This is a genomic window from Roseivirga echinicomitans (assembly GCF_001592935.1).
Classification (GTDB): Bacteria; Bacteroidota; Bacteroidia; order Cytophagales; family Cyclobacteriaceae; genus Roseivirga; species Roseivirga echinicomitans.
Genome location: NZ_LRDB01000002.1, coordinates 25,246 through 38,854, shown reverse-complemented (window position 1 = coordinate 38,854; position 13,609 = coordinate 25,246). Strand labels below are relative to the sequence as shown.

The following is a 13,609-nucleotide window of genomic DNA, read 5'->3' as shown; positions in this document are numbered from 1 at the left end:
AATCAATTTAAAATAATATGAAAACCCAAACAGCTAAACTATTTTTTCCATTCTTGATACTTGGTATCTTATCAATGTCTGGTTGCGCATTAAGCAAAATGGCAAGAATGTCTAAAGACCAGGGACTTACAGTTGAGCCAACTCCATTGGAAGTTCACGGGAACGAAGTGAAATTCACAATGTCGGCAAACCTGCCTGTGAAGATGTTAAAACGTAAAAAAGTATACACACTCAATACGTATTATCAATACGGAAGTCAAGAGAAACAATTGGCTCCAGTTGTTTTCAACGAAAAAGACTACCCTAACGCTGCTACTGAGCAACCAAAGGTAACGAAGGACTATACTTTCGCATACGACCCTGCTATGTCTCGCGGAAACCTCTTAGTTCAAGGAGTTGCATCAAACCCTAAAACTGGAAACTTTGTAGAATCTGAAAAACTTATCATTGCTGAAGGTTTGATCACAACTTCTACTTTGGTTCAATCTTCTTACTTTGCTTCATATGCTCCTCATGGTTATAACGACCAAGAAGAACTAATCCCTACTAACGTAGAGTTCTTTTTCGAGCAAGGAAGATCGGTTCTAAGACCAGTAGAGAAAAATAGTGATAGAGGCTCAAGATTCGCTGCCTATATCGCAGAGAAAAACGCAACGAAAACAGTATCCATTACTGGAACTCACTCACCAGAAGGTAAAGACAGAATTAATGCTGACTTAGCAAAAGAAAGAGCTGTAGCCATCGAAACATGGTACAGAGAGCAAATGGACAAATATGACTACCAAGGAATGGCTAGTCAAATTAGATTCATTACTAAGCCAGTTATTGATGATTGGAATGATTTGAAAGCTATGCTTTCTAGCTATAATGGTATCTCTTCTGCTCAAAAATCAGACTGGACTAACATCATCAATGGTTCAGGTTCTTTCGAACAAAAAGAAAAACAACTTCAGAAATTGAGTACTTACAAGCAAGTATTCAAAGACATCTATCCTCAACTGAGAACAGCTAAAACTGAAGTTTTAACTATCAAGCCTAAGAAATCAAGAGAAGAGATTATCACTTTAGCAAAATCTATTGCACAAGGAAGAGGGTCAGCTGACCAACTTTCGGGTGAAGAATTGGCTTATGCTGCTTCTTTCTCTCCTTCTTTGGAAGAAAAAAAGTCAATCTACGAAGCTGCGGCTAAGAAGAACGATACTTGGGCGGTTCATAACAACTTAGGTGCTGTAACAATGGAAATGGCAATGGCTGCTTCTGGAAGAGAAAAAACCAACATGTTGAGAGATGCAATCAATCATTTCGAAATTTCTAATCAAAAGAATGCTAACGTTCAAGCGCAAGCAAACCTAGGAATGGCACAAGCTATGCAAAACAACAACCAAGCGGCTCTTGATGCTTTAAACAAAGCATTAACCATGAACCCAGGTAACGATGTTAGACAAGGTGTTAATGGCGCTAAAGGTGCTGTTGAAATTAGAATGGGTAACTACGATGCAGCTTCAAGCTCATTGAACAATGCTACTAACCGTTCAGTTGACCAATACAACAAAGGTATGGTTCAGTTCTTGAAAAAAGATTTCAGAAGTGCACAGTCAACTTTCGAAACTGTAATCTCTAACGACAGAGCATTTGTATGGGCTCATTACTTAGCCGCAGTTGCTGCTGCTCGTCAAGGAAACGAGAACAAAGTAATCGAAAACTTGAGAAATGCAGTAAACGCAGACGCTTCATTGAAAGCTAAAGCATTATCTGATTTAGAGTTCAGAGAGTTCAGTGGTACTCAAGCATTTATCGATATCTTGAAGTAATCGAACAAAAAAAACTTAATAAAGGGCTCTGGATGCAAATTCAGAGCCTTTTTTTATGCTCATTACTCTTGTCAATCTTTCTTTGTGAATTGAGTACTGAATGTTTATTTTTACGGCCATTAACCCCTAGATGAATGAGAGAAATACAGTTTCGTGAAGCCCTGAGAGAAGCCATGTCTGAGGAAATGAGAATAGATGATAAAATCTTTCTTATGGGAGAAGAAGTGGCTGAGTATAATGGTGCTTACAAAGTGAGCCAAGGTATGTTAGACGAGTTTGGCCCAGAGAGAGTAATCGACACCCCTATTGCGGAACTAGGGTTCGCAGGAATTGGTGTTGGTGCCGCGATGAACGGTCTTAAGCCAATCATCGAATTTATGACCTTCAACTTCTCATTGGTAGCCATTGATCAAGTGATTAACTCAGCTGCTAAAATGATGTCGATGTCTGGCGGACAATACTCCGTTCCTATCGTATTTAGAGGACCTACAGGAAACGCAGGTATGTTGAGCTCTCAGCACTCTCAAAACTTTGAGAACTGGTATGCAAACACACCAGGATTGAAAGTGGTGGTTCCTTCTACTCCTTACGATGCCAAAGGTTTGTTAAAAGCCGCCATTCGCGATAGCGACCCTGTCATCTTTATGGAGTCGGAAGTAATGTATGGCGAAAAAGGCGAAGTGCCTGAAGAAGAATACGTTTTAGAAATTGGTAAAGCCCACATTGAGCGCGAAGGAACTGATGTCACTTTGGTTTCTTTCGGTAAAATGATGAAAATAGCCCACCAGGCAGCAGGTGAATTGGCCAAAGACGGAATTAGTGCAGAGGTAATCAACCTTCGTTCTGTACGACCTTTAGATTACCCTACCATTATTAAGTCGGTGAAGAAAACAAACCGTTTAGTAATTGTGGAAGAAGCATGGCCATTGTCTTCATTGGCAACAGACATTGCTTTCAACGTACAAAAAGATGCGTTTGATTATTTAGATGCACCAATCAAAAGGGTAAACAGCATGGACTTACCATTGCCTTATGCTCCAACTTTGATAGACGTTATTCTACCGAATGTGAAAAGAACGCTAGATGCAGTACATTCTGTAATGTATAAGTAGTCTTTTTTAAAAATGATATTTAAGAATCCGAGCCTTATAGGTTCGGATTTTTTATTTTTAGCCATGTCTACCGTAATCGCCATAGGAGGAGTTTCAAGATCAGGTAAATCTACCGTGGCAGATTGGCTGGGGATTCAGTTAAAGAACGCCACAGTGCTCCATCAGGACGAATACGCACTCCCCAAAGATCAACTACCGAAAATCAAAGACCAGCCCAACTGGGAGCTCCCAGAATCCATAGACTGGAATGCTTGGCACAAAGCCATTACCCAAGCAAAAAACCATTATGATTATGTCATCATTGAGGGTATTCTAGTGTTTGCCAACGCCAAACTCAATGCGTTAATCGACCAATCCATTTACCTAAATATTGATAAAGAGGATTTCTTAAAAAGAAGATTAGACGAAAATCGCTGGGGAAATGAACCAGAATGGTTTATTGAATATGTATGGGAGGCTCATTTAAAATATGGTCTTCCTCCTAGTGATTTAAAGGCTATTCAAATCAAGGACATCACGACTAACCAACACTTTGAGGTTTTAGCAGCAATCAAACAATAGGATTGATTTTTCTTTTTGATTACCACCTGTTGATATTCCTCTGAAGCTCCCTAGTTCGCAATTTAGTACGGACTGGTCTTACTTCATTTTTACAAACAATGCACTTGAAATGCATAACAAAATAGGTACTCACTCAAAGTGAGCACCAGTTACCGCAGTGTATAAGCGGGTTCCATTATTTTTCAAGTAGTTAAGCCCTGAAAAAAGAAAGTTAGATACTTTAATACATTAGTGTGGTACACTATTAAAATAGAGAAGGTAATCCACCAGACTGCTAAAATGATATAAACTCTTTTACGGTAGATATAGTAATTATCTTCACCTATATCCAAAAATTCTTTCTTAAATATTGGCAATATAAATTTCAAACTAGTCGATAAAACGTCACCAAAACTTTCCTTATCTAACTTATTGTAAATAAACTTCCCAAAATCTTTGTCATAGTTTTTGCCAGTTAACTCTCTATAGTATTTATAATGAGTAATTAGTTTTAACCATCCGAGTATACCAAGTAGGAATAAAATTAAATCGAACATGAATCAGCCATAGTTAATTAATTTATCTGCATTTCTCCCTAGTTCGCAATGTAGTGCAGGCTGATCTTTCTTTACAACCTGTGCACTTGAACTACATCACAAAATAGGTAATCATCAAATCAAAAGCGAGCACCAGTTACCGTGCAGCGAACAAGAGACTACCAAAGAGCTGACCTTACCTTCTTTGTTTATTAGACTTTTTTCTTCTACATTAACGTAAAAATTAGTTCTGTATTGAAGAAGATAGTTCAGCCATTCTTATTGATTACAATCCTTTTATTTACAATAGGTTGTAGCGCTCCTAAAAAGGAGGTCCCTCAGAAAAAAGTAGAAGAAGTAGAGCAAGCCCCTAGGGTACCAATTGCTTCAGTAAACAGCTCAATCCCCAAGTACAAATTTTCCTTTTCCTCATTAGAGTTGGGCATGTCTATTTCGGAACTCGATCAAAGGGTTTTCAAACATTATGGGGAGTTTTACACCAAAGACTTTTCGGTCTATCAGTTAGATCAAATAGACTATTTGGCCGAAGCCCACTATATCAGCAATATTGACCTGATCTTTATCGATAGTTTATTGGTGCAGATTCAAGCTTTTTTAACTGTAGACAAGTCCAATGAATTAATCAATCAATTTGGCAGGGCTAAATTATTGATCAACGATCATCATAATAAAACGCTTCTGGAAACAGAAAAAGCACTAACAAAGACGAGTAAGGGATATTCCATTAATAAAAACCTAGATCAATTTAGGCTAAAATGGGTCAGAGAAGATGCTGATATAGAATATGAAGTGAATAAAAAGCCCAATGCAGATTCCACCAGTGTTAATATGGCGCGCTTCTCTTCGATGGGAAATCCCAAAGGGTTCAAGTACAAACTCACTTTTCAAACCACAGATTTCCAATACCAAAAGGCTTACATTGAATGGGAATCGAATCAAAAATAGTAAACTAAGAATTACCTTCTCATTCCTCCAAGATTGGCCAAGGCTCTCTTCCCTCCACCCATCTTATTCATGGTCTTCATCATTTTGCGCATGTCGCCAAACTGCTTCATTAAGTTATTTACTTCCTGAATAGTTCTGCCACTACCACTTGCAATTCTTTTCTTTCTGCTGCCGTCAATTAAATCTGGATTGGCCCTTTCAGCCTTCGTCATTGACTTGATGATGGCCTCAATAGGTTTGAATGAATCGTCATCAATATCTAATCCTTTCATGGCTTTCCCCATACCTGGGATCATTCCCAAAAGGTCTTTGATGTTACCCATCTTCTTGATTTGCTCAAGCTGAGAAAGGAAGTCTTCAAAATCGAATTTATTCTGACGAATCTTCTTGTTCAGCTTACGCGTTTCTTCCTCGTCAAAGTTTTCTTGTGCTTTTTCAACCAAAGACACCACATCACCCATACCAAGAATTCTGCTGGCCATCCTGTCAGGATAGAAAAGATCGATGGCATCCATCTTCTCTCCAGTAGACATGAACTTGATTGGTTTCTCCACCACAGTCCTGATAGAAAGGGCAGCTCCACCACGGGTATCACCATCTAATTTGGTTAACACAACACCATCAAAATCGAGGCGCTCGTTAAAGGTTTTGGCTGTATTTACCGCATCCTGTCCTGTCATCGAATCGACAACAAACAAGGTTTCGGTAGGATTAAGGGCTCTTTTAAGCTCCTCAATTTCATTCATCATTTGTTCGTCTACTGCCAAACGTCCAGCAGTATCCACAATTACAATTTTCTTACCCGTTGCCTTAGCGTGTTTGATCGCGTTGTTGGCAATTTCAAGGGCATTCTTATTCTCTGGCTCAGCATATACCTCCACTCCCACTTGCTCGCCCAATACTTTCAATTGGTCAATCGCAGCAGGTCTGTAAATATCACAAGCGGTTAGCAATACCTGACGCCCTTGCTTTTTAAGCATGTTGGCCAGTTTACCAGAGAAAGTGGTTTTACCCGAACCTTGAAGTCCGGAAATCAAGATTACAGCAGGGTCGCCCTTTGTATTAAAGTCGGCCTTTTCGCCCCCCATCATCTTGGTAAGCTCTTCGTTGACGATCTTCACTAAAAGTTGGCCCGGCTTAACAGAAATCAAAACATCGCGTCCAAGCGCTTGCTCTTTAATTCTATCCGTTACATCCTTGGCTACTTTAAAGTTAACATCAGCAGAGATTAAAGCCCTTCTGATTTCCTTTACCGTTGCCGCAACGTTAATCTCGGTTATTGTTCCTTGTCCCTTTAGCGTCTTGAACGCTTGATCCAGCTTACCACTTAAATTATCAAACATATTCTCAATTGTAATTGACTGCAAAAATATAAAAATTATCGTCAGCACGAAGAATGAATTCGCATTGAAAAACCCAAAAAAAACATTTCACCTTTTTAAATACATTTGATATGAAGATATTGGTGCCTTCATAACATTCCCAAACATGATTAAAGTCGATTTTAAGAAGGACGTATTGCCTCACATTGTTGCGATAGCTATTTTCTTAGTACTTACCCTCATCCTTTTCAAACCTGTTTTTTTTGAAAGCAAAGCTTTAACCCAAGGCGATATTTTACAATGGGAAGGTGGCGCAAAAGAAATTTTGGATTATCGTGCCGAAACTGGTGAAGAAGGACTTTGGACGAACTCCATGTTTAGTGGAATGCCAGCCTATATGGTGAGTGTGAAATGGGGAAATGAGTTAATCAAAACCATGCATGCGGTCATCAGTTTTGGACTGCCCCACCCTGTTAGAATCATCTTCGTTTCGATGATTTCCTTCTACATCATGTTGCTCTGCTTTAAAGTGAGGCCCTATTTGGCCATTATTGGCGCAGTCACTTTCGCACTTTCTTCCTACAATATTATTGGCATAACGGCTGGGCACAACGCTCGAATTTCAGCGGTATCGCTCATGCCTTTGGTTATGGGTGGAATTCACCTCTGCTTCACCAGAAATAAATGGTTGGGCTTTAGTCTTACCGCTTTGGCATTGGCCATGCAGATGCGGGTCAACCATCTTCAAATCACTTACTATTTAGCTTTTATTGTTGCCATTTACGGTTTGCTTCAACTTATTCATACCATAAAGCAAGGAGATCTCAAGCCTTTTGCACAACGTTTGGGGTTATTAGTATTGGCGGCTGTTTTAGCCGTAGGCACTTTCTTTGGCGAATTTTACGCGACCTACGAGTATGGAAAATATTCAAACCGTGGTGCGTCTGAGCTAACAGCGCAAACCGACCAAGATTTAAATGAAGATGGGTTGTCTAAAACTTACGCCTTCCAATACAGCAATGGCCTTGCCGACCCTTTCACCTTATTTATTCCAAATGCTATGGGTGGGAATGACCTTCTAAGCATGGATTCTAAGACGGCAAATGAGCTTAGAAAAGCCGGAGCAACAGAGGTGCAAATATTACAACTATTCCAAGAAAGACCCGATTTTAGGCCATATTGGGGTAAAGAATCGCCCACTACTTATTATGCTGGTGCTATTATGGTATTTCTTTGTGTAGTGGGAATCTTCTTTGTGGAAAGAAGGTATGTGATTTGGCTAGTGGCCATTTCCATTTTAGGAATCCTCTTAAGCTACGGTCGAAACCTGCCTAGCCTCAATTACTTTCTCTTCGATTATTTCCCTGGCTATAATAAGTTCAGGTCGGTAAGTTTCACGATTATGATGCCCATTTTCGGCATTATCTTCTTAGGTATGCTGGGCTTAGAAAAGGTGATAGATCAAAAACTGAATAAAGCACAACAAAAGAAATTATGGATTGCATTAGGCGCCACCGGGGGTTTAGCCCTGCTCTTGGCCATCATTCCGGGAGTGTTAGGTTTCAGTTCATTCCTAGATGGACAGTTACCTGTAGAGTATGCTAACGCACTGAAAGAAGACCGCAAGGATTTATTCCGAAGTGATGCATTCCGTGCCTTTATTTTCATCGCCCTTTTTGCAGGTACTTACTTTTTATACTCCATCAAAAAACTAGGAAAGCCAATGGCTTTCGGGCTTATGATTCTACTTGGCATTCTAGATGTCAGCCTAGTAGCTGGGCGCTTTATTGGAGAAGCCAACTTTGCTAAATCTCCAAGGGCACAGTTCTTTGCTGAATCAAATGCAGATCGTTTTATCAAACAAAATGAGAGCAAGGGCGACAGAGTTCTGAACTTAACGGCTTCGTTCTACAACGCAAAATCTTCATACCATCACCATACAATTAATGGTTACCATGGTGCCAGATTAAGGAGGTATCAAGAATTGATTGACAAGAATATTTTACCAGAAATGCAGGAACTAAGCCAAAATATTCGAAACGGCAATACTGACTTTGGAGGTTTCGGTATCTTGAATATGTTGAATACTCGTTATCTTATTATTGATCCTTCATCACCTCAAGGTGTGTTAACGAACAATTCGGCCAACGGTGCATCTTGGTTTGTAGACAACTTAGTCAAAGTAGATTCTCCTGATGGTGAATTTAACTCTATCAATGACCTCGACACTAAAACGGAAGCAGCCATCAATACCTCTGAATTTGATTTAAAAGCAACGAACTTAAGCTCGGACGGGAAAATAGAACTTGTAGACTACCACCCTGGATATTGGAAATACAACAGCCAGAATTCGGGAGATGGCTTTGCGGTATTCTCTGAAATCTATTACCCAAAAGGCTTTAAAGTAACCATCGATGGCCAGCCAGTAGAAATGCTTCGTGCTAATTATGTGCTTCGTGCATTGGAAATCCCTGCTGGAAACCATGAAATAGTTTTTGAATTCAAGCCCGCGATCTACAGCACAGGAAAAATCGTGATGAGGATTTTCTCTATTTTGGTGGTGTTGATGTTTTTGGGAACAGTATACTGGAGTTTAAGGATTAAAAAGACCTAAACCATTCCGTATTTATTTTCATAAAAAAAGGTCTCATCCCTCATAATCAAAATTTCAATCCTAAATTTGAAGCTATGGGCAAAAAAATCTGTATGCTTCTTCATGAATTTTACCCGAATGACATTCGAGTAACAAAAGAAGTGACTTCTCTTATTGAAGCTGATTTTGAAATCCACCTGATTTGCCTTCAAAGAAAAAGTGAACTAAGAACTGAAATGATTAATGGAATCCAAGTCCACAGGATTCCAATGGCTCAAACCTTTTTCTGGAGAGGTATTTGGGATATCCTTCTAGTTTTCTTTGGTTTCTTTCAGCCCGTATTCTATAAAAAGCTATACTGGCTGCACAATAAGGAGCAATTTGATGCAATCCATGTTCACGACTTACCATTGGCGAAAACGGCCATACAGCTTAAAAAGAAAACAGGGGTGAAAGTTGTTCTGGATTTTCATGAGAATTATCCTGAAGCTTTAAAAGTTTGGTTCAAATGGAAAAAGAATCCAATCATTCGTTTAAAAAACAATTTGTTTTTCGGCTTTAACAAATGGTTGAATTATGAAAAGAAAATGGCTCAATCAGCCGATAAAGTGATTGTCGTGGTTGAAGAAATGGCGGAAAGAATTCATCAACTTCACAATATTCCTTTCTCCAAAATCATAACGATCACCAATTCAGAAGGAAAAGACTTCCTAAATCAGGAGTCATTTGAAGATATTTACGAACATAATGAAGGTGACTTTATACTTGCCTACACTGGAGGTGTTGGGCCCCACAGGGGAGTCGATGTAGCCATTGAAGGCTTGGCATTTCTTAAACATCATCCCAAAATAAGATTAGAACTTACTGGCACACTCTCGACTGCCACCCGCAATTGGTTAGAAGGCCTGATAAAGATGCATGGCATTGAGAAGCAAGTGAAAATCAATGGCTACCAACCCTTTACTAAGTTCTTTTCTTACATGGCTTTTGCGGACGTCAACTTAATTCCCCACAATAGAAATGGGCACACCGATAACACTATTCCCCATAAACTTTATCAGGGCATGATGGTAGAGAAACCGGTTTTGGTCAGTGATGCTCCTCCATTAAAGCGAGTAGTGGAAGAACTAAATAGTGGTTTAGTTTTCGAAGGAGGAAGCCCGAAAGACTTCGCTAATAAAGTTGAAGCATTATATTTGAACAAAGCGCTTTATAACCAACTCGGCAAAAACGGTTATGATGCCACCATAAACGGGAACTCCAACTGGGAAGCCACAGGTAAAATACTTGTAGACGAATACCAGCAACTACTTAAAACCAATGACTGATAATAACAAACAGGTTACCAAGTACAAAAGGTTCGAGCAAACACTTGAGTTCATGAAGGAATCTCTCCCTAATGGGAGTAAAATATTGGATTTAGGCACTCCGAATGACATGTCCGAGTATTTGATCAATTACGGCTACAAAGTTGACAACGCCTATGGAGTAGATTTCGACCTAAACCCCGAAATTATTGCAAAAGAGGGTTACGATGCCGTCACCATGTTCGAAGTATTAGAGCATTTAATCAACCCAATGGGGATTCTTGCACAAGTTAAAGCCCCTAAACTTTTTGCATCAGTACCATTAAGCCTATGGTTTGCAAAAGCCTACCGCAATAAATCAGATGAATGGGATCAACATTTTCATGAATTTGAAGATTGGCAATTTGACTGGCTAGTAGAAAAATCAGGCTGGAAAATCCTAAACAGGGCAAAATGGGTAAGTCCAGTTCAGAAAATTGGTTTCAGACCAATTTTAAGGAAATTCACACCACGTTATTATATTATTGAGGCTGAAAGGTAACCCGTGGGCATCGTAATCAAGCAAAGCATTCGTTCTTCTATCATCGCCTATATAGGGGTGCTGATTGGATACGTCAATGTACTTTGGCTTTTCCCTTATTTTCTAGAAGCAGATCAAATTGGCCTCTTTCGGTTAATTCAGAGTAGCGCCTTTTTAATGGCCACTTTTGGGCAGTTTGGCTTGGGCTCTGCTTTGGTCAAGTTCTTCCCAAAACTGAAGGATCAAAAAGGCTTCCTAAGCTTTATTATTTTTGGTGGGCTTATCGGCTTCATTTTATTTGCTGCATTTACCTTCCTCTTCAAAACAGAAATAACAGCCTACTTCGCTAAGGAATCGGGACTATTTATTGAGTATTTTGGGATCACCCTACTGATTAGTCTTCTGCTCATTCAGTTTCAATTGTTGGAGGCCTATTGTCGTAGTTTATTGAAAATCGTTATCCCTACCTTCATTCGAGACATTCAATTTAGGCTTTCTGTTACGACCCTAGTCGCTCTCTATGCCTTAGACCTCATCACTTTTGGTGGACTTATCCAATGGTTATTGGCAGCCTATCTCATTATGGTGATAACGATCATAGTTTACCTTCATAACCTGAAAGCCTTTCATCTCAATTTCAACTTTGAATTCATTGATAGACCGCTATTGAAGCAAATCCTGACTTATGCTGTCTATATGATGATTGGAGCTGGAGGTACACAAATCGTACTTCAAATTGACAGTATTATGGTGAGCGGTGCTTTGGGTTTAGATGCTACAGGAATTTACACGATTGCCTTTTTTATTGGAGTAGTAATCGAAATGCCCAAACGTTCCATCACACAGATTTCTGCTCCATTAATTGCTCAAGCTTTTGAGAAAAACGACATGCCTGCAGTAGAGAAACTCTATAAACAGACTTCCATCAATCAAATGATCATTGGGAGCTTATTGCTTATTGGTATTTGGGCAAATCTAGAAAATCTCTATTCATTTATCCCCAACGGAGACGTGTACATCCAAGGCATCAACGTGGTATTGTTTATTGGCCTAGGAAAGCTAAGTGATATGATTTTCGGTACCAATGGAGAAATCATCGTGATGTCAAAACACTATAAGTTTAATGTGATTGCAGTGGGTATCTTAGCCATGCTTACCATAGTGCTCAACTTATTATTGATTCCAAGTTATGGAATTGAAGGGGCTGCAATCGCCTCCTTTTTGGCAATGTTAACTTTCAATTTGAGTAAATTCATTTTCGTTTGGTCGAAATTCAAAATTCAACCCTTTTCGTTTAGCACCTTAAAGCTTTTAATCATCGTGGCATTTGTGCTTTTGGTAAATCAAATGCTTCCCAAGCTAGACCATGCTTTACTGGACATGTTGGTTCGCTCAATTATCATCACTGTTCTTTTGATGGGTGCAACAATTGGATTTAAAGTTTCGGATGAAGTGAATCAAGTATTAGCCAACTTTATAAAACGAGTAAAGAATGGCTAGCGAGTTCCAAATGAATTAAGTAACTCACTCAGCTCCTTAGTTAAGCGTTTTCGCCCAAACCTGCTTATCCCCTGAGCATTAGAAGAAGAATTTTCACCCTTCCAACCTTGGTAGGCTTCTCTCAAAAAAGACTTTAGTAAATCCTCATCTGTCTGTTCAAAAACAGACCCTGATTTCGTTTTATTCAGGATTTCGGCCAAATCGCTCTCTTTGTTACCTACACATAGGATTCTCCTACTTGCTCCTAAATACTCAAATAGCTTGCCTGGCAAATGCCCCTTTGCATTTTCAGAATTATTCTGAAGTAATAACAGCACAGAAGATTGCTGGTATTTCTCCAACACTTCCGAATGAGGTAAATAATTATGTTTCCTAATAAGCGGCATCAGATGAGCATGGGATTCAAAAGTGGTAAATACATCATCACTCAAAATCCCTACAAACTCGATTTCCAAATCATCACCGAATTCGTCTGAGGCCACCATTTCATTTAAAAGCTTCCAAAACCATTCAGGATTTCTGAAAACGTTCAGCATCCCCACATGACTTATTCTAAATTTATTAGGATGAGGAGCGGAAATAGAGGTATTAAAATCTTCTTCATCAAAACCGTTAGTTATGGCTTTTACTCTTCTTGCCCCCAGTTTTTCAAAATCGCTTTTCCAACTTTCACTTACCGTCAGCACACAATCTGCAGCACGGATCACCTGTTGCTCCAAATTTCTTTGCTTCTGCCAAACCAAAGCTGTCATGTTAAACTTATTCAGTATATCCCATTTAGACCAGGGGTCCCTAAAGTCGGCCACCCAAGTGATAGCTGGGTTTTTCATCTTAAGCTTTAAGCCAATCAGATGCATGGAGTGAGGTGGCCCCGTGGTAACTATGGTTTTTATATTGTTACTCTCTAGGATTGTAGCAATGTAATCAGCGGAAGGCTTTGCCCAAAAAACCTTAGGGTCAGGAATGAAAACATTTCCCCTCAACCATATGGCTAACTTAGAAAGAAGACTTTTCTTCCCTCCTTCTAATACTTGACCTTGCTTCAATTCCTTTCTGCCCGAAAGCTTTTTAAATATTGAATAGGGTTCCCAAATAGGAAATTTCAACACTTCTGTTTGTGGAGAAACATCTTTAACTAAGGAATCATCTTTCAAATCGAAATCAGGATTTTCGGGAGTGAAGATCACAGGCTCCCAACCATATTCTGGCAGGTATTTAGAAAACTTGAGCCAACGCTGTACTCCGCCTCCAGCACTAGGTGGCCAATAGTATGTGATAATCAATACTTTTTGATTGGCTGAATCCGTCATTGGTCAAATATGATAAGAAAACCGATAATGACATAAAACTATAGGGTAATAAGGTGCTATTAAGGGTTAACTTTGCTTTTGTTCTCAAAAAA

The 13,609-nt window shown here is 39.3% G+C and carries 10 protein-coding genes; 8 read left to right on the top strand and 2 right to left on the bottom strand.

From position 1 onward, the window contains the following. The first annotated feature begins 107 nt into the window (after positions 1–107). From AWN68_RS03665 to AWN68_RS03645, 4 genes are all read left to right on the top strand, one after another. Entirely contained in the window at positions 108–1,811 is a 1,704-nt protein-coding gene (locus tag AWN68_RS03665; protein WP_245657947.1) for a tetratricopeptide repeat protein, read from the top strand. 134 nt (positions 1,812–1,945) lie between these two features. Beyond that, complete coding sequence (locus AWN68_RS03660) at positions 1,946–2,923, top strand: pyruvate dehydrogenase complex E1 component subunit beta (RefSeq protein WP_068411600.1); 978 nt, start codon at positions 1,946–1,948, stop codon at positions 2,921–2,923. Positions 2,924–2,935: 12 nt separating this feature from the next. Next, a complete protein-coding gene (locus AWN68_RS03655) occupies positions 2,936–3,484 on the top strand; it encodes a nucleoside/nucleotide kinase family protein (RefSeq protein ID WP_068411597.1) in 549 nt (182 codons plus the stop codon). 770 nt (positions 3,485–4,254) lie between these two features. After that, positions 4,255–4,965 (top strand): hypothetical protein, encoded by a 711-nt coding sequence (locus AWN68_RS03645; protein WP_068411591.1) that lies wholly within the window; start codon positions 4,255–4,257, stop codon positions 4,963–4,965. An 11-nt stretch (positions 4,966–4,976) separates the two neighbouring features. On the opposite strand, the gene ffh is transcribed toward AWN68_RS03645, so the two are convergent. After that, positions 4,977–6,308 (bottom strand): signal recognition particle protein, encoded by a 1,332-nt coding sequence (gene ffh / locus AWN68_RS03640; protein WP_068411588.1) that lies wholly within the window; start codon positions 6,306–6,308, stop codon positions 4,977–4,979. Between the two features lie 145 nt (positions 6,309–6,453). Between ffh and AWN68_RS03635 the strand changes: the two genes are divergently transcribed. The 4 genes from AWN68_RS03635 to AWN68_RS03620 all read left to right on the top strand — a co-directional run bounded on the left by AWN68_RS03635 (position 6,454) and on the right by AWN68_RS03620 (position 12,207). Continuing rightward, the gene (locus AWN68_RS03635; protein WP_068411586.1) at positions 6,454–8,901 is read left to right on the top strand and encodes a YfhO family protein; all 2,448 of its coding nucleotides are present in this window, start codon (positions 6,454–6,456) and stop codon (positions 8,899–8,901) included. Between the two features lie 74 nt (positions 8,902–8,975). Beyond that, entirely contained in the window at positions 8,976–10,208 is a 1,233-nt protein-coding gene (locus AWN68_RS03630) for a glycosyltransferase family 4 protein (protein ID WP_084362755.1), read from the top strand. After that, positions 10,201–10,728 (top strand): class I SAM-dependent methyltransferase, encoded by a 528-nt coding sequence (locus AWN68_RS03625; protein WP_068411580.1) that lies wholly within the window; start codon positions 10,201–10,203, stop codon positions 10,726–10,728. The genes AWN68_RS03630 and AWN68_RS03625 overlap by 8 nt, the downstream gene beginning before the upstream one ends. A 3-nt stretch (positions 10,729–10,731) precedes the next feature. After that, positions 10,732–12,207 carry a lipopolysaccharide biosynthesis protein gene (locus tag AWN68_RS03620; RefSeq protein ID WP_068411577.1) on the top strand — a complete coding sequence of 492 codons (1,476 nt, stop codon included), beginning with the start codon at positions 10,732–10,734 and terminating at the stop codon, positions 12,205–12,207. Here AWN68_RS03620 and AWN68_RS03615 read toward each other — a convergent pair. Continuing rightward, on the bottom strand, positions 12,204–13,517 hold the full coding sequence (locus AWN68_RS03615; RefSeq protein WP_068411574.1) for a glycosyltransferase family protein: 1,314 nt from the start codon (positions 13,515–13,517) through the stop codon (positions 12,204–12,206). The two genes, AWN68_RS03620 and AWN68_RS03615, sit on opposite strands and share 4 nt — an antisense overlap. Positions 13,518–13,609 lie beyond the last annotated feature (92 nt).

What these genes read in the sequence shown, in the direction of transcription:
- AWN68_RS03665 (WP_245657947.1), top strand. Translation starts at nt 108, where the DNA reads ATGTCTAAAGACCAGGGACTTACAGTTGAGCCAACTCCATTGGAAGTT.
- AWN68_RS03660 (WP_068411600.1), top strand. Translation starts at nt 1,946, where the DNA reads ATGAGAGAAATACAGTTTCGTGAAGCCCTGAGAGAAGCCATGTCTGAG.
- AWN68_RS03655 (WP_068411597.1), top strand. Translation starts at nt 2,936, where the DNA reads ATGATATTTAAGAATCCGAGCCTTATAGGTTCGGATTTTTTATTTTTA.
- ffh (WP_068411588.1), bottom strand. Translation starts at nt 6,308, where the DNA reads ATGTTTGATAATTTAAGTGGTAAGCTGGATCAAGCGTTCAAGACGCTA.
- AWN68_RS03635 (WP_068411586.1), top strand. Translation starts at nt 6,454, where the DNA reads ATGATTAAAGTCGATTTTAAGAAGGACGTATTGCCTCACATTGTTGCG.
- AWN68_RS03630 (WP_084362755.1), top strand. Translation starts at nt 8,976, where the DNA reads ATGGGCAAAAAAATCTGTATGCTTCTTCATGAATTTTACCCGAATGAC.
- AWN68_RS03625 (WP_068411580.1), top strand. Translation starts at nt 10,201, where the DNA reads ATGACTGATAATAACAAACAGGTTACCAAGTACAAAAGGTTCGAGCAA.
- AWN68_RS03615 (WP_068411574.1), bottom strand. Translation starts at nt 13,517, where the DNA reads ATGACGGATTCAGCCAATCAAAAAGTATTGATTATCACATACTATTGG.